This is a genomic window from Pseudomonas sp. FBCC-B35 (assembly GCF_059133755.1).
The window spans coordinates 329,505-345,713 of sequence record NZ_CP101439.1 but is presented as its reverse complement, the minus strand read 5'-3'; the positions used below and the strand labels follow the sequence as shown (position 1 = coordinate 345,713).

The window sequence follows — 16,209 nt, the reverse complement described above, 5'->3', positions numbered from 1 at the left end:
TGAGATACGGGGGCCGCCACCAAAGGCCCCCGAGCGCATTACAGACTTGGTAGCACGCCCGCTGGCAATAGCGCGGTCAGACTGCCTTCGGCCAGCAGGTGCACGGCCTTTTCGATGTCCGGTGCAAAGAACCGGTCGCGGTCGTAGTGCGGCACTTCACGGCGTAATGCCTGGCGCGCCTGTTCGAGCCTGGCGGAGGTCTTGAGCCCCTTGCGCAGGTCCAGGCCCTGGCAGGCGCCCAACCACTCGATCGCCAGCACGCCCCGGGTATTTTCAGCCATTTCCCATAGGCGCTTGCCGGCAGCCGGGGCCATTGAGACATGGTCCTCCTGGTTGGCGGAGGTCGGCAGGCTGTCGACGCTGTGCGGGTGGGACAGGGCCTTGTTCTCGCTGGCCAGTGCGGCGGCGGTGACCTGGGCGATCATGAAGCCCGAGTTGACCCCACCGTTCTCCACCAGGAAGGGCGGCAACTGGGACATGTGCTTGTCCATCATCAGCGAGATGCGGCGCTCGCTCAGTGCGCCCATTTCGGCGATGGCCAGGGCGATGTTGTCGGCGGCCATCGCCACCGGCTCGGCATGGAAGTTACCGCCGGAAACCACATCGCCTTCGGCGGCGAACACCAAAGGGTTGTCCGACACGGCATTGGCCTCGACGCCGAGTACCTCGGCAGCCTGACGCAGTTGGGTGAGGCAGGCGCCCATCACTTGTGGCTGGCAGCGCAGCGAGTAAGGATCCTGGACCTTGTCGCAGTTCTGGTGCGAAAGCGATACCTCGCTGGTGTCCCCCAGCAGGGCCCTGAAGCAGGCAGCGGTGTCGATCTGTCCGCGCTGGCCGCGCACTGCATGGATACGGGCATCGAAGGGCGAGCGCGAACCAAGGGCGGCTTCCACGCTGAGCGCGCCGCAGGTGACCGCGGCGGCGAACAGGTCTTCGCCATGGAACAGCCCGCGCAGGGCATAGGCCGTGGAGGCCTGGGTACCATTGAGCAGGGCGAGCCCCTCTTTGGCGGCCAGGGTCAACGGCTCAAGACCGGCGATGGCCAGGGCCTCGGTAGCCGCAAGCCACTGGCCCTTGTAGCGCGCCTTGCCCTCGCCCAGCAGTACCAGGGACATGTGGGCCAGCGGCGCGAGGTCACCGGAGGCGCCGACCGAGCCTTTGAGGGGGATGTGGGGATAGACCTCGGCGTTGACCAGCGCGATCAGCGCGTCGATGACCTTGCGGCGAATACCGGAGAAGCCGCGGCTCAGGCTGTTGATCTTCAGCACCATGATCAATCGGACCAGCGCGTCATCGAGCGGCGCACCGATCCCGGCGGCATGCGACAGCACCAGCGAACGCTGCAGGTTTTCCAGGTCGTGGCTGGCGATACGGGTCGACGCCAGCAGTCCGAAACCGGTGTTGATGCCGTAGGCGGTACGGTCCTGCGCGATGATCTGCTCGACGCAGGCCACGCTGGCATCGATGGCCGGGCCGGCGCTGGCGTCGAGTTGAAGCCGTACAGGGCCTGCATGCACAGTGCGCAGTTGCGCCAGGGTCAGGCAGCCGGGCTTGAGGGTAAGTTCGGTCACGTTGCTACTCCAGTTCGCGAGGCATGACCGGCAGCGCCAGCCCGCCTCTTCTTGTTGTCGAGTATCACCCTTGTGGGGTGCGTTGCAGAGGGAGGTGATCAGCCGGTGATCATCGGCAGGTCCAGCCCCTGCGCTTGCGCGCACTCAATGGCGATAGCGTAACCGGCATCGGCGTGACGCATGACACCGGTGCCTGGGTCATTGGCCAGCACGCGAGCGATACGAGCCGCCGCCTCGTCGCTGCCGTCACAGACGATGACCATGCCCGAGTGTTGGGAGAAGCCCATGCCGACACCGCCGCCATGGTGCAGCGACACCCAGGTGGCACCACTGGCGGTATTGAGCAGGGCATTGAGCAATGGCCAGTCGGAGACCGCATCGGAGCCATCGCGCATGGCTTCGGTTTCGCGGTTGGGGCTGGCGACCGAGCCCGAATCGAGATGGTCGCGCCCGATCACGATCGGTGCCGACAGCTCGCCACTGCGCACCATTTCGTTGAACGCCAGGCCCAGCTTGGCCCGCAGCCCCAGCCCTACCCAACAGATGCGGGCCGGCAAGCCTTGGAAGCTGATGCGCTCGCGGGCCATGTCCAGCCAGCGGTGCAGGTGGGCGTCGTCGGGGATCAATTCCTTGACCTTGGCATCGGTCTTGTAGATGTCTTCGGCTTCGCCGGACAACGCTGCCCAGCGGAAGGGGCCGATGCCCCGGCAGAACAGTGGACGGATGTAAGCCGGCACGAAACCTGGGAAATCGAACGCATTGGCCACGCCTTCTTCCTTGGCCATCTGGCGAATGTTGTTGCCGTAGTCGAAGGTGGGCACGCCCTGCTGCTGAAAATCGAGCATGGCCTGTACATGCACGGCCATCGACTGCTTGGCAGCCTTGACCACGGCCACCGGGTCGGTCTGTGCGCGGTCGCGGTACTGCTCCCACGTCCAGCCGGCGGGCAGGTAGCCATTGAGCGGGTCATGCGCGCTGGTCTGGTCGGTGACCATGTCTGGCCGCACCCCGCGCCTGACCAACTCAGGCAATACGTCGGCCGCATTGCCATGCAAGGCGATGGAAATAGCCTTGCCTTCGGCGGTGTAACGGGCGATGCGCGCCAGGGCATCGTCCAGGTCAGTGGCCTGCTCATCGACGTAGCGGGTTTGCAGGCGGAAATCGATACGGCTTTGCTGGCACTCGATGTTCAGCGAACAAGCCCCGGCCAAGGTCGCGGCCAATGGCTGGGCCCCACCCATGCCACCCAGACCTGCGGTCAGCACCCACTTGCCCTTGAGGCTGCCGCCGTAGTGCTGGCGACCCGCCTCGACGAAGGTTTCGTAAGTGCCTTGGACGATGCCCTGGCTGCCGATGTAGATCCAGCTGCCAGCGGTCATCTGGCCATACATGGCCAGGCCTTTGGCGTCCAGCTCGTTGAAGTGCTCCCAGCTGGCCCAGTGAGGGACCAAGTTCGAGTTGGCGATCAGCACGCGTGGTGCGTTGCTGTGAGTCTTGAACACGCCGACCGGCTTGCCGGACTGGACCAGCAGGGTTTCGTCGTCTTCCAGACGGGTCAGGGTTTCGACGATCTTGTCGTAGCAGTCCCAGTTGCGCGCGGCCCGGCCGATGCCACCGTACACCACCAGTTCCTTGGGGTTCTCGGCGACCTGCGGGTCGAGGTTGTTCATCAACATGCGCAGTGGCGCTTCGGTCAGCCAGCTTTTGGCAGTGAGCGTATTGCCACGCGGGGCACGGATTTCAACGTCACGGTATTTGTTGTTGTCGGTCACGGGAATGTCCTTTGCGGTCGGCTGCAGCAGATGTGTCGTGGAACAATACAAACACATCTTTACTTGTATGTACAAGCATGGACAAGTGAAATTCGCAGACCTTGACGCCGCAAGCGATGCCAGCCCAGGGTCAGCTCAACGGGGATCGAGTTCGATCAGGCAGCACTGCCCCTGTACGTCCAACGCCAGCAACGCTTCGTTACCTTCCAGTTGCAGGCAGTCATGACGCCCCAATTGCAGGGCCTGGTGCCCCGCCGCCACTTCTACCGCTTGGCTGGCGGCAAACAGCAGCACGGTCGAGGCCGAGGTGTGCAAACGGTTGAAACCTTCCAGCCATTGCAAGCGCGCCCGATAGCGCTGCGGTGCGTAGATGAGGTTGAAATCACGAATCGGCCCGCCGATAAGGTGGCAATCGACCTCGCTTGCGCCGTCGAAGGCAAACCCGTCGAATGGCAGCAGCGGCCGGCTGAGTTGGCCGTCTACCCACAGACGCATGCCATCGCCCTGCAGCACGGTGATGATCCGCTGGTAGCCGGCGAAGCTCGAAAAAGCGCCCGACGCCTGGATATCGGCAATCGACAAGCGCCAGCCAAAACCGTCCAGGCCGTTGCCGTGGTCACGGGCGATTTCCTCGGTGAAGCCAGCGCCGTTTTTCCAGGGCATGCGCGGATAGTCCCGCGCCTGCAACACATGCAATCGGCTCATTTGCCAAAACGTCCTTCCAGGCGATGGCGCGAACCGGGGTGAATCAGGCGCGCGGCCGTGACCGGCTGGCGCCCGGACCAGGTACGGCGGCGGATCAGCAGGCATGGCTCGCCGCGTTCGATTTGCAGGAGCTGGCATTCTTCAGGCTCTGCCAGAATCGCCTCGACCACATGCTCGCCCTCTGTCAGCGGAGCTACCTGGGACAGATAGGCATAAGGCGTCTGACGGGTGAAGTCCTGCAGAAGGTATTCGGGCGCCACGGCCGCATTGACGTAGCGATCTTCGATCTGCACCGGGGTATCGTTCTCGAAATGCACGATCAGTGAATGAAATACCCGCTGACCTTCGCGCATGTTCAAGGCCAGCGCTCGCTCGGAACCTGCAGCTTCCTCGGCAAGCACCACGACCTGGCAGCTATGCCGGTGCCCGCGTGCGGCGATTTCGTCGGCGATGTTGTTCACTTCGAACAGCGCCGAGCGGCCTTTGGGCTCGGCTACGAAGGTGCCGACACCTTGCATGCGCACCAACAGCCCCTCGGCTGTGAGCTCGCGCAGGGCGCGATTGATGGTCATGCGGCTGAAGCCCAGTTGGCTGACCAGTTCGCTTTCCGAGGGCACACGGTGATGCGGCGGCCAGCTACCGTCGTCGATGTGCTGCTTGATCATCTGTTTGACCCGCGCGTACAGCGGCGCCGGGCCTTCGCCCATGGGGGCAACCAGCGCGTTGGCAGGAGGTGTCGGCACGGCCAGAAATCCTTGTGCATAAGAAATGAGCGTTAGCTTGCCGGAGTTTACCCGGCAGGCAAACGCCTGTATATGTATATACAAGCTAACAAGAACAGGAGCTTGCAATGCCCGCCTATTTTGCCCAACGCGCCTTGTTGCCTACGGGGTGGGCCCGAGACGTGCGCTTAGACGTCGGTACGGACGGGTTCCTGACACGCATTGAAGCCGGCGCTTGCGCCGACGGCGCAGAGCGTCTGGCGGGCCCCCTACTTCCCGGTATGCCGAATGTGCACTCCCACGCGTTCCAGCGGGCCATGGCCGGGCTTGCCGAGGTCGTCGGCGACCCCAATGACAGCTTCTGGACCTGGCGCGACCTCATGTACCGGCTGGTCGCGCAGATCACGCCTGAGCAGCTGCAGGTCATCGCCCGCCAGCTCTACATCGAGATGCTCAAAGCGGGCTATACCGCGGTGGCGGAATTCCATTACGTGCACCATGACCAGGCAGGCAATGCGTATGCAGACCCGACCGAGTTGTCTCGCCGGATCAGCGCAGCGGCCACGCAGAGCGGCATCGGCCTGACCCTGCTGCCGGTACTCTACAGCCATGCAGGGTTTGGCGGCCAAACGCCAAGCGATGGCCAGCGCCGGTTCATCCAGTCCACCGACCACTACCTGCGTTTGCAGGCGCAATTGGCGCCGCTGCTGGCCGCGCAACCGGCGCAGGGGCTGGGCTTGTGCTTTCACTCGCTGCGGGCCGTGACGCCTGGGCAGATCGCCGAGGTATTGGCGGCCAGTGACGACAAATGCCCGGTGCACATTCATATTGCCGAGCAGCAACGGGAAGTCGATGATTGCCTGGCCTGGAGCGGCCTGCGACCCTTGCAATGGCTGTATGAGCACGTGGCCGTGGACGAGCGCTGGTGCCTGGTGCACGCCACACACGCCCAGCCGGACGAAGTGACAGCCATGGCCCGCAGCGGCGCCGTGGCGGGATTGTGCCTGACGACCGAAGCCAACCTGGGCGACGGCATTTTCCCGGCCACGGACTACCTGGCACAGGGCGGGCGCCTGGGGATTGGTTCGGACAGCCATGTCTCGCTAAGCGTGGTTGAAGAGCTGCGCTGGCTGGAGTACGGCCAGCGCCTGCGCGACCAGCGACGCAACCGCTTGCATCGCCGCGACCAACCGATGGTCGGGCGCACCTTGCTCGACGCTGCGTGGGCAGGGGGTGCACAGGCGCTGGGTCAGCCCATTGGCGAACTGGCTGTAGGCAAGCGCGCCGACTGGCTGGTGCTTGATGATCAGGACCCCTACATCGCCATGGCCGACGGTGATGGCATTCTCAATCGGTGGCTGTTTGCCGGCGGTGACCGGCAGGTTCGCGACGTGATGGTCAATGGCCAATGGGTGGTACGCCAAGGCCATCACCTGCAAGAGGAGCAAAGCCGCGCGGCATTCGCTCAGGTACTGCGGCAGCTTTTGGGATGACCCTATCAAGGCCGCTTAGCGGCGGCCGCGATTCGAGCTGAGGCGCTACAGCAGGCCCCGGGTAGGCATGACGTTCGCTTCCGCCCACCACGCCTGCAACCCACTCAGTGCATCTTGACGATCTGCTGGTCGGAAGCTCGCCAGATCAACCGGCTGGTGTCGTAGCCCTGCTGGCGGGCCTTGGCCAGCAAGTGTTCGCGCTCCCAGGCCGGCAAGCTGGGCGTGCGTGACAGAATCCACAAGTACTTGCGGTCCGGGCTGCCGACAACCGCGGTGCGGTAGCGCTCGTCCACATACAAGATCCAGTATTCGCCCCTGGCTACGCCAGGGACCAGCCGTGTGAACCAGTTGTCGAATTCCACCCACAGCCTGTCGGTATGCCCTGGCGCCTCGATGTAGGCACGGCCTTCGGCACGCAGCCACTCGTCATCCAGGGTGCGGCAGCGGTTCAGCAAACCGAATGACCCATCGGGTTTGAGGTTGTAATGGGCCTCCGACTGTTCGCAGCCGGCCTGATAGCGCATGGGCAAGCGTGCAAGCTCGTACCACTTGCCCTGGTAACGCTTGAGATCCACCTGCCCCGCGGTCTTCGGTGCAAGCGGGTCGTTCATCGACCCCGCGCACCCGCCGAGCAAGAGGGTCAGGCACAGGCCCAACAGTAGACCGGCAGCCCTCATTTGAGACCCTGCCCCGAATACATCAAGACCTTGTCCGACGCGTACTGCACGCTGATGAAGCTCCGCTCGTCCCCCCACGTGCAACTGCTCATGCCCAAGGCGCCAGAACACTCGGTCGGCGTGCCGAGCAATTGCTCGACCTCGGCCTTGCTCATGCCGGCTTTGAGTTTGGAATAGTTTTCCTGATTGATCTTGCTGCAGGCGGCGAGCACGACACACAGCGACAACAGGGCGAGGGAACGCAACGACATGAAGACACTCCTGAACGAGGGAGCAGGCGAGTGGCCTGCAGTGCCCTTCGACGGGAAAATGCCTCCCAGGTTCCCTGTTGGACCTGCCCAAGACCGCTACCGCTGATCGGGAAAATGACTTATTCGAATGAGCCGCCCGGGGCTTGGTGTGTTCAATATGGGGTTTTACGTGCCTGGGCCGGGTCTGAAACAGCAGACACTAATGGGGCCGCTGTGCGGCCCCAATGGTGTCAAGTCAATCGCATTAGCCCATGGAGGGCGGCCTCAGTCATTGGACGTAGAGGGCTGCTTCAGAACCTGGAACCCGGCTCGAGCAGAAAATCCATCTCTTCACTGGTACTGGGCCTGTCCAGCACGAGGTTGCGGTGCGGGAACCGGCCAAACCGCTCGATTACCCGCTGGTGTTGCTGGGCATAATCCAGGAAGCCTTCGAACAACCGACGGTTGGCTTCAGGTTGCTCGTCAAGCAGCACCTGGTAGCGCTCGACGGACATGTTCTGCCAGTCCAGCACTTCGGCATGCTCGAGCACCAGCAGCACGAATACCCGCTGGATCGGGAGCAACTGATAATCCCAGTCCTTCTGCAACCCCTGCAGGGCGACCACTTGCGCACGCCGATCACCCTCGAACGCACGTGGCGTGTCGCGGTAGATCATGCGTGGCAGCTGATCGAGCAGTAGCAGAAGCCCAAGCCAGCCCTGAGGGCTCTGCTGCCACTCGTCGAGCCCACCTGCCAAGGCCTGGTCGACAAGCTCACCGAACAGCGCCTGGGCCTCGGCGTCGTGATGCTTGCCGAACCATTGGGCGCTCTTCTCGTCAGCCACGGCCTGGGCGCTGGTGCCCCAACCGAACCACCATTCCAGCAAAGGCTGCCAAGGTGCGAGCATGACTTACTCCTTGTGGTAGGCGGTGACGCGCTCAACCTCTTCCTTCGAGCCCAGGATCACCGACACACGCTGGTGCAGGCTCTCTGGCTGAATGTCGAGGATGCGGTCGTAGCCGTTGGTGGACGCGCCACCGGCCTGTTCGATGATGAACGACATCGGGTTGGCTTCGTACATCAGGCGCAGCTTGCCCGGCTTGCTCGGCTCACGGGCATCGCGCGGGTACATGAACAGGCCGCCACGGGTGAGGATACGGTGTACGTCGGCCACCATCGAGGCGATCCAACGCATGTTGTAGTTCTTTTTCAGCGGGCCGGTCTCGCCTGCCAGCAGCTCGCCCACGTAGCGCTGTACCGGGGCTTCCCAGTGACGCTGGTTGGACATGTTGATGGCGAATTCGGCGGTGGTTTCCGGAATGCTGATGTTCTCGTGGGTCAGCACGAAGCTACCCAGTTCGCGGTCCAGGGTGAAGCCCTTGACGCCGTTGCCCAGGGTCAGAATCAGCATGGTCTGCGGGCCATAGATGGCGTAGCCGGCCGCAACCTGCTCGGTGCCCGGCTGCAGGAAGGCATTTTCGTTCAGGGTTTCGTTCTGGCTCAGGTACTCGTTAGGGCAACGCAGTACCGAGAAGATGGTACCGACAGACACGTTGACGTCGATGTTGGAGGAGCCGTCGAGCGGGTCGAAGACCAGCAGGTAGGCACCTTTGGGGTAGCGACCCGGAATCTGGTAGGCGTTGTCCATTTCCTCGGACGCCATGCCGGCCAGGTGACCGCCCCATTCGTTGGCTTCGAGCAGGATGTCGTTGGAGATGACGTCCAGCTTCTTCTGGACTTCGCCCTGGACGTTTTCGGTGCCCATGCTGCCCAGCACACCGCCAAGGGCGCCCTTGGACACGTGATGGCTGATTTCCTTGCACGCACGCGCCACCACTTCGATCAGGAAGCGCAGATCGGCAGGGGTATTGTTGCTGCGGGTCTGCTCAATCAGATAGCGACTCAGGGTAACGCGGGACATGTATGGCTCCAACAGGATTGGGGATGGAAAACCCACGCAGTTTACAGGGAGAGCGGCGGGCTAGCGAGCGATGAGACTCGCCACGGCTGTCAGACGGCACAATGGATCGGGAGTTCAGCGCTCGCCAGGCCGACGGTCGGCACAGGGCTGCCCGGCCCCATGCTGGCGCCGGGCGGCCTGTGATCGCTGCTGCTGGCAACGTCGACGAGCCAGGTGGCGGTGCCCACCTGGCCTGCCCTGTGTCAGTCCAGCGCCTTCCAGATCTCGGTCGCGTATTCGCGGATGGTCCTGTCCGACGAGAACCAGCCCATGCGTGCCGTGTTCAGCACTGCCATACGCCACCACTGCTGCGGCTTGTGCCACAGGTCTTCCACCCGCTGCTGAGCGTCCCAGTAGGCATCGAAATCGGCACAGACCATGAAGCGGTCGTAGCCAATCAGGCCATCGATCAGACCGGTGTAACGCGAAGGGTCGTCCGAGGAAAACACACCACTGCGGATGGCCTGCAACACGTCGTTCAAGCGCCCGGAGGCCGCGATGGCAGCCGAGGCGCCGAAATCGCCGGCGCGCTTGCGCGCTTCCACTTGCTGCGCCGTCAAGCCGAAGATGAACATGTTGTCGGGGCCGACCTGCTCGCTCATCTCCACGTTCGCGCCATCGAGGGTGCCGATGGTCAGGGCGCCATTGAGGCCGAACTTCATGTTGCTGGTACCCGAGGCCTCGTAGCCGGCCGTGGATATCTGCTCGGAAAGGTCCGCCGCCGGGATGATGCTTTCGGCCAGGCTTACGTTGTAATTGGGCAGGAACACGACCTTGAGCAGGCCGCGCACGGTGGGATCGTTGTTGACCACCCGGGCGATGTCGTTGGTCAGCTTGATGATGAGTTTGGCCTGATGGTAGCTGGCCGCTGCCTTGCCCGCGAAGATCTTGACCCGGGGTACCCAGTGCGTACCCGGGTCGTGGCGAATAGCCTGGTACAACGCTACGGTGTGCAGCAGGTTGAGCAGTTGCCGCTTGTACTCGTGGATGCGCTTGACCTGCACGTCGAACATCGCTTCCGGGTTCACCGTAACGCCCACGCGATCTTGGATGATGCTCGCCAATGCACGCTTGCTGTGCAGCCGCTGCGCTGCGAACTGCTTGCAGAAACTGGCTTTGTCGGCGAACGGAACCAGCCCGGTCAGCAGGCGCTCAGGGTCGTCCAGCAGCTCGGGGCCCAACGCCTCCACCAGCATGCCGGTCAGTTGGGGGTTGGACTGATAGAGCCAGCGGCGGAAGGTGATGCCGTTGGTCTTGTTGTTGATCCGCTGGGGGTACAGCTTGTGCAGCTCGGAAAAGACCGTGCTCTTCATCAACTGGCTGTGCAGCGCCGATACGCCATTGACGCTGTGCGAGCCAAGGAACGCCAGGTTGCCCATGCGCACCCGCCGGCCGTTGTCTTCTTCGATCAAGGACACGGCACGCAGCAGGTCGAAATCATGCATGCCTTTGGCACGCAACGAATCGATATGGTAGGCGTTGATCAGGTAGATGATCTGCATGTGCCTGGGCAGCATGCGCTCCATCAGGGCCACCGGCCAGGTTTCCAGGGCCTCGGGCAGCAAGGTGTGGTTGGTGTAGGCCAAGGTGCCCACGGTCACTTCCCAGGCGGTGTCCCAGGGGATTTGATGTTCGTCGACCAGCAACCGCATCAGCTCGGCCACGGCGATGGAGGGGTGGGTATCGTTGAGCTGGATAGCCGCCGCGTCGGGCAGGTTGAGCAAGCTGTCATGCATGTTCAGGTGCCGACGCAGCAGGTCTTGCAGCGATGCCGACACGAAGAAGTACTCCTGGCGCAGGCGCAGCTCCTGGCCAGCCTCGGTACTGTCGGCCGGGTACAGTACGCGGGAGATGCTTTCGGCGCGCGCCACCTCGGCAACGGCGCCCAGGTGGTCCCCTGCGTTGAAGCGCTCCAGGTGCAGTTCCTCCAGCGCCCGTGCACGCCACAGGCGCAAGGTATTGACGCTGGAGCCTCTCCAGCCAACGACCGGCGTGTCGTACGCCACCGCCCGGACGGTTTCGCTGGGAGACCACACCTGGCGCTGGTTGCCATGCGTGTCGCTGACCGTTTCGACGCTGCCACCAAAACTGATGGGGTAGATGACTTCGGCCCGCTCGAATTCCCATGGGTTGCCGAAATCCAGCCAGTTTTCCGTCTGTTCCTGCTGCCAACCGTCCACCATGGCCTGCCGGAACAGACCGTGCTCGTAGCGGATACCGTAACCATGCGCGGCAATGCCCAGCGTTGACATGCTTTCCATGAAGCACGCTGCCAACCGGCCCAAACCGCCGTTGCCCAGCGCCGCGTCGGGCTCAAGCAAGCGAATGCGCTCCAGGTCCACGTCCAGGCCATCCAGCGCGTCGCGCGCGATGTCCAGCAAGCCCAGGTTGCTCAGGCTGTCATACAGCAGCCGACCGATCAGGAACTCCAGGGAGAGGTAATACACCCGCTTCTGACTGCGTCGGTAGGATTGCCGGGTATGGTCCATCCAGTGATCGACCATATGGTCGCGCGCAGCCAGGGCGATGGCTTCGAACCAGTCATGGTCGAAAGCATGCTCCGGGTCCTTGCCGACGGCATAGGTAAGTTTATCCAGCACTGCAGCGCGAAAATCCGCGACTTCAGCGTCACGCGCTTTGGGTTCCTGGGACATGCGTCATCCTCGGGGCAAATGGACAAGAGCAGAAAGCAAATGTTGAGCCTAGACGCTTCGACCGGCCGCAATCACCAGTGTTCGAGTATTTGCGTGGCCGCATGCAACCGATCATAAAATTGTTCATAAATTGAGCAATTCCGGTATCATCGCGCGCCCTATACCGTGATCCGCCTCATAAAACGATGAAAACGACCCTGATCGCCGCTGCCGAAGTCGACCGCCTGGAGACTTGGCAGCGCTATGCCAGCCACATGTGCGGCGGCTGCCATTCAACTTGCTGTACCTTGCCGGTGGAGGTCAAGATCAAGGACCTGATCCGCATCGGCGTGGTGGATGAATTCGAAAAAGACGAGCCGCCTAAAAACGTGGCCAAGCGTTTGCAGAAAGAAGGCATCATCGAGCGCTTCAACCAGAAGTCGGGCATCTTCACCCTGACGCGCATGAGCAACGACGATTGCATGTACCTGGATCGTAAGAGCCGCCTGTGCACCATTTATGACAAGCGCCCCGACACCTGCCGCAACCATCCGAAGGTCGGGCCACGGCCGGGGTATTGTGCGTACAAGCCGAAGGTGGTTGGGCGCTAAGACCCAATAGGGGTCGATAACCTGTCGGTATTTGCATACCGCTGGAGCCTAGCTGGCCACCGACAGGACAACGAGTCGCCAGACAAACAAAAACGCCCCCGGCCTTTCGGCCGGGGGCGTTTTCATTCAGCCTGAGCTAACTCAGTTCTTGGCTTTCTTGGCAGCGCGGGTACGCTCGCCTTCGTCCAGGATCTTTTTGCGCAGACGGATCGACTTCGGCGTGACTTCGCACAGCTCGTCGTCCTGGATGAATTCCAGGGCCTGTTCCAGGGTGTGACGCACTGGCGGTACCAGGGCGATGACTTCGTCTTTGCCCGAAGCACGCATGTTGTCGAGCTTCTTGCCTTTGGTCGGGTTCACACCCAGGTCGTTGTCGCGGCTGTTCAGGCCGATGATCTGACCACCGTAGATTTCCTGACCGTGCTCGACGAACAGCTTGCCGCGCGCTTGCAGGGTTTCCAGGGAGTAGGTCAGGGCCTTGCCGGTTTCGACCGACACCAGTACACCGTTCAGACGGCCGGACATCTGGCCCGACTTCATGGTGTCGTAGCGATCGAAGATCGAGGTCAGGATGCCTGCACCGTTGGTCAGGGTCAGGAACTGGTTACGGAAGCCGATCAGGCCACGGGCCGGGATGTTGTACTCAAGGCGCACACGGCCCTTGCCATCCGGAACCATGTTGGTCAGGTCGCCCTTACGCAGGCCCATCTCTTCCATGACCTTGCCCTGGGATTCTTCAGGGATGTCGATGGTGACGTTTTCGAACGGCTCTTGCTTGACGCCGTCGACTTCACGAATGATCACTTCCGGACGGCCCACGGCCATCTCGAAGCCTTCGCGACGCATGGTTTCGATCAGCACCGACAGGTGCAGCTCGCCACGGCCCGATACCTTGAACTTGTCAGGAGAATCGGTTTCCTGAACGCGCAGGGCTACGTTGTACAGCAGTTCCTTGTCCAGACGGTCCTTGATGTTCCGGCTGGTGACGAACTTGCCTTCCTTGCCGCAGAACGGCGAGTCGTTGACCTGGAAGGTCATGGACACGGTTGGCTCGTCAACGGTCAGTGGCTTCATCGCTTCGACGGCGGTTGGGTCGCACAGGGTGTCGGAGATGAACAGCTCGTCGAAACCGCTGATGCAGACGATGTCGCCAGCCTGGGCTTCTTCAACGTCGACGCGGTGCAGACCGTGGTGGCCCATCAGCTTGAGGATACGGCCGTTACGCTTCTTGCCATTGGTGTCGATGGCGACAACCGGGGTGTTCGGCTTGACGCGACCACGGGCGATGCGGCCAACGCCGATCACACCCAGGAAGCTGTTGTAGTCCAGTGCCGAGATTTGCATCTGGAACGGGCCGTCACGGTCAACCGAAGGCGCAGGTACGTTGTCGATGATCGACTGGTACAGCGGGGTCATGTCTTCGGCCATGTCGGTGTGGTCCAGGCCGGCAATGCCGTTCAGGGCCGAGGCGTAGACGACTTTGAAGTCCAGCTGCTCATCGGTGGCGCCCAGGTTGTCGAACAGATCGAAGATCTGGTCCAGAACCCAGTCAGGACGCGCGCCCGGGCGGTCGACCTTGTTGATGACCACGATTGGCTTGAGGCCAGCTTCGAAGGCCTTCTTGGTCACGAAGCGGGTCTGTGGCATCGGGCCGTCCTGGGCATCGACCAGCAGCAGCACGGAGTCGACCATCGACATCACACGCTCAACCTCGCCACCGAAGTCGGCGTGGCCGGGGGTGTCGACGATGTTGATGTGGTAGCCGTTCCAGTTGATGGCGGTGTTCTTCGCCAGAATGGTGATGCCGCGCTCTTTTTCCTGGTCGTTGGAGTCCATCACGCGCTCGTCGTTGAGCTCGTTACGCTCGAGCGTGCCCGACTGGCGCAGGAGTTTGTCTACCAGGGTGGTTTTGCCATGGTCAACGTGGGCGATGATGGCGATGTTACGCAGATTTTCGATCACAACTGTATCTCGATCAGAGGATTCGGTTGCCGCCAGTGTAGGCGGCGAATAAGTACGTTTGAGGCTCAGCGGGCCCGCAGGTCGGGAGGGCGATGGCGGATGCTGCCGCCATACAGCCCTGGCGTCTTATGCCGGACGATAAACACGCACATTGGCATGTCCCTCACTGAGCAGGTGGTGTGCGTGCAGACGGCTCATCACACCTTTGTCGCAATACAGCAAGTACTGGCGCGTGGGGTCCAGGTGCTTGAACTTGCTGTTGATGGCATAGAACGGAAGCGCCTGGACTTCGATACCGTCGATCGCCAGAGGCTCGTCCTCCTGGGCGTCGGGGTGGCGGATATCGATGACGATCTGGCCCGGCAATGCCTCGGCCACTTCTTCGATCTCGATGTCCTTGCCCAGCTCATCGATCACATGGTCGATGGAGATGAACTTGGCGCGCTCGATGGCGCGCTCGAGTACCTGCATCTCGAACTGCTTTTCTTCGTGCTCCATGCGGTGACGCTTGGCATGGGTAGTCGGGTTCACCGAAATCACGCCGCAGTATTCGGGCATGTGCTTGGCGAAATCGGCGGTACCGATGGCGTTGGCCTGGTCGATGATGTCCTGCTTGTGGGTCGCCAGCAGAGGGCGCAGCACCAGCTTGTCGGTGGCCGAGTCGATGATCGACAGGTTCGGCAGGGTCTGGCTGGATACCTGGGATATGGCTTCGCCAGTCACCAGCGCGTCGATCTCAAGGCGCTCGGCCATTCGCGCCGCGGCACGGAGCATCATGCGCTTGAGGGTGACGCCCATGTAGCTGTTGTCGACCTTGTTGAGGATCTCGCCGACCACTTCCTCGAAGGGTACGCTGATGAACAGCACGCGCTGGCTGCTGCCGTACTTCTTCCAAAGGAAGTGTGCCACTTCCATCACGCCCAGTTCGTGGGCACGTCCGCCGAGGTTGAAGAAGCAGAAGTGCGTCATCAGGCCGCGACGCATCATCTGGTAGGCGGCCACGGTAGAGTCGAACCCGCCGGACATCAGGACCAGGGTCTGCTCCAGGGCGCCCAGCGGGTAGCCGCCAATCCCTTGGTGCTGGTTGTGGATCACGAACAGGCGCTGGTTGCGGATTTCGATGCGTACCAGCACTTCCGGGTTCTTCAACGTGATGCCGGCCGCACCGCACTGCTGGCGCAGCTGGCTGCCCACGTAGCGGTCGACGTCCATCGACGTGAAGTCGTGGTGCCCACCGCGCTTGCAACGCACCGCAAAGTGCTTGCCGGCCAGCAGGTGGCCGAAGTGCTGCTTGCACTTGGCGACGATGTCGTCGAAGTCGCCCAGGGGGTACTCCTCGACCTGCAGGAAGTGGGTAATACCCGGTGTACAGGTCAGGCGCTCGACGATCTCGCGCTGAACCTTCTCGTCCTCGATGCGGGTGATTACCTCGAGGTTGTCCCAGACACCATCGACCACGAGCTCAGGATCCAGATCCTTGAGCACGTTGCGGATGTTCTTGGCGAGCTGACGGATGAAGCGCTTGCGCACCGGCCGGCTCTTGATGGTGATCTCTGGGAAGACTTTGACGATAAGTTTCATTGGTTTACAGCGCGCGCAGGGCCTGCCGAAAATGAGGGGCGCGAATTATATCGGAAATTGCTCAGGATTTGACCAACTTTTGAGCAGAAGCTTGCAGAAAAATGCAGGAAGCCAACTTGAGACACCGCACGTCGGGGCTTGAAGGCGGTATCTGTGATCTTGAGCAGACGGCCCATTGCATCCAGTCGGCCTAATACGTCGAGTACGATCCCATTCAACGCCATTCGACCCAATGCACCTTATTGGTGCGACAATTAAAAAAATCGCATCGTAAGGGTGCACATTTCTCCC

13 protein-coding genes are annotated in these 16,209 nt (G+C 62.0%); 2 read left to right on the top strand and 11 right to left on the bottom strand.

Translation table 11 applies throughout. The features are described 5' to 3' along the window. Nucleotides 1-38 precede the first annotated feature (38 nt). From hutH to hutC, 4 genes are all read right to left on the bottom strand, one after another. Complete coding sequence (gene hutH / locus NMB38_RS01470) at nt 39-1,571, bottom strand: histidine ammonia-lyase (protein ID WP_049696738.1); 1,533 nt, start codon at nt 1,569-1,571, stop codon at nt 39-41. A gap of 98 nt (nt 1,572-1,669) precedes the next feature. Beyond that, nucleotides 1,670-3,343: a urocanate hydratase gene (gene hutU / locus NMB38_RS01465; RefSeq protein WP_027914063.1), complete on the bottom strand. Its 1,674-nt coding sequence runs from the start codon at nt 3,341-3,343 to the stop codon at nt 1,670-1,672. A 135-nt stretch (nt 3,344-3,478) separates the two neighbouring features. Then, complete coding sequence (locus NMB38_RS01460; protein ID WP_345956505.1) at nt 3,479-4,048, bottom strand: HutD/Ves family protein; 570 nt, start codon at nt 4,046-4,048, stop codon at nt 3,479-3,481. Continuing rightward, the gene (gene hutC, locus NMB38_RS01455; RefSeq protein ID WP_173645899.1) at nt 4,045-4,755 is read right to left on the bottom strand and encodes a histidine utilization transcriptional repressor HutC; all 711 of its coding nucleotides are present in this window, start codon (nt 4,753-4,755) and stop codon (nt 4,045-4,047) included. The genes NMB38_RS01460 and hutC overlap by 4 nt, the downstream gene beginning before the upstream one ends. A gap of 143 nt (nt 4,756-4,898) precedes the next feature. On the opposite strand from hutC, the gene NMB38_RS01450 reads away from it, so the two are divergent. Next, on the top strand, nt 4,899-6,263 hold the full coding sequence (locus NMB38_RS01450; RefSeq protein ID WP_049696740.1) for a formimidoylglutamate deiminase: 1,365 nt from the start codon (nt 4,899-4,901) through the stop codon (nt 6,261-6,263). 104 nt (nt 6,264-6,367) lie between these two features. Here the strand turns inward: NMB38_RS01450 and NMB38_RS01445 are convergent, their stop codons facing one another. The 5 genes from NMB38_RS01445 to NMB38_RS01425 all read right to left on the bottom strand — a co-directional run bounded on the left by NMB38_RS01445 (nt 6,368) and on the right by NMB38_RS01425 (nt 11,785). Beyond that, entirely contained in the window at nt 6,368-6,940 is a 573-nt protein-coding gene (locus NMB38_RS01445) for a lipocalin family protein (RefSeq protein ID WP_490805797.1), read from the bottom strand. Continuing rightward, nucleotides 6,937-7,191, bottom strand: a complete 255-nt coding sequence (gene bamE, locus NMB38_RS01440) for an outer membrane protein assembly factor BamE domain-containing protein (RefSeq protein ID WP_027914068.1) — start codon at nt 7,189-7,191, stop codon at nt 6,937-6,939. The genes NMB38_RS01445 and bamE overlap by 4 nt, the downstream gene beginning before the upstream one ends. A gap of 290 nt (nt 7,192-7,481) precedes the next feature. Further along, a complete protein-coding gene (locus NMB38_RS01435) occupies nt 7,482-8,078 on the bottom strand; it encodes a DUF924 family protein (RefSeq protein WP_027914069.1) in 597 nt (198 codons plus the stop codon). A gap of 3 nt (nt 8,079-8,081) precedes the next feature. Beyond that, nucleotides 8,082-9,092 (bottom strand): class 1 fructose-bisphosphatase, encoded by a 1,011-nt coding sequence (locus NMB38_RS01430; protein WP_023532920.1) that lies wholly within the window; start codon nt 9,090-9,092, stop codon nt 8,082-8,084. Between the two features lie 242 nt (nt 9,093-9,334). Further along, the gene (locus NMB38_RS01425) at nt 9,335-11,785 is read right to left on the bottom strand and encodes a glycogen/starch/alpha-glucan phosphorylase (RefSeq protein WP_028687273.1); all 2,451 of its coding nucleotides are present in this window, start codon (nt 11,783-11,785) and stop codon (nt 9,335-9,337) included. 185 nt (nt 11,786-11,970) lie between these two features. Between NMB38_RS01425 and NMB38_RS01420 the strand changes: the two genes are divergently transcribed. After that, a complete protein-coding gene (locus NMB38_RS01420; RefSeq protein ID WP_016712459.1) occupies nt 11,971-12,375 on the top strand; it encodes a YkgJ family cysteine cluster protein in 405 nt (134 codons plus the stop codon). A 141-nt stretch (nt 12,376-12,516) separates the two neighbouring features. Here the strand turns inward: NMB38_RS01420 and typA are convergent, their stop codons facing one another. After that, complete coding sequence (gene typA / locus NMB38_RS01415; RefSeq protein WP_023532979.1) at nt 12,517-14,337, bottom strand: translational GTPase TypA; 1,821 nt, start codon at nt 14,335-14,337, stop codon at nt 12,517-12,519. A gap of 126 nt (nt 14,338-14,463) precedes the next feature. Continuing rightward, nucleotides 14,464-15,918, bottom strand: coding sequence for a tRNA uracil 4-sulfurtransferase ThiI (gene thiI / locus NMB38_RS01410; RefSeq protein ID WP_027914071.1), 1,455 nt, complete (start codon nt 15,916-15,918; stop codon nt 14,464-14,466). Nucleotides 15,919-16,209: the final 291 nt, after the last annotated feature.

Bases quoted from the DNA above. Each gene is read 5' to 3' on its own strand.
- thiI (WP_027914071.1), bottom strand. From the start codon at position 15,918: ATGAAACTTATCGTCAAAGTCTTCCCAGAGATCACCATCAAGAGCCGG.
- bamE (WP_027914068.1), bottom strand. From the start codon at position 7,191: ATGTCGTTGCGTTCCCTCGCCCTGTTGTCGCTGTGTGTCGTGCTCGCC.
- NMB38_RS01460 (WP_345956505.1), bottom strand. From the start codon at position 4,048: ATGAGCCGATTGCATGTGTTGCAGGCGCGGGACTATCCGCGCATGCCC.
- NMB38_RS01445 (WP_490805797.1), bottom strand. From the start codon at position 6,940: ATGAGGGCTGCCGGTCTACTGTTGGGCCTGTGCCTGACCCTCTTGCTC.
- NMB38_RS01430 (WP_023532920.1), bottom strand. From the start codon at position 9,092: ATGTCCCGCGTTACCCTGAGTCGCTATCTGATTGAGCAGACCCGCAGC.
- NMB38_RS01450 (WP_049696740.1), top strand. From the start codon at position 4,899: ATGCCCGCCTATTTTGCCCAACGCGCCTTGTTGCCTACGGGGTGGGCC.
- NMB38_RS01425 (WP_028687273.1), bottom strand. From the start codon at position 11,785: ATGTCCCAGGAACCCAAAGCGCGTGACGCTGAAGTCGCGGATTTTCGC.
- NMB38_RS01435 (WP_027914069.1), bottom strand. From the start codon at position 8,078: ATGCTCGCACCTTGGCAGCCTTTGCTGGAATGGTGGTTCGGTTGGGGC.
- hutC (WP_173645899.1), bottom strand. From the start codon at position 4,755: ATGGGCGAAGGCCCGGCGCCGCTGTACGCGCGGGTCAAACAGATGATC.
- NMB38_RS01420 (WP_016712459.1), top strand. From the start codon at position 11,971: ATGAAAACGACCCTGATCGCCGCTGCCGAAGTCGACCGCCTGGAGACT.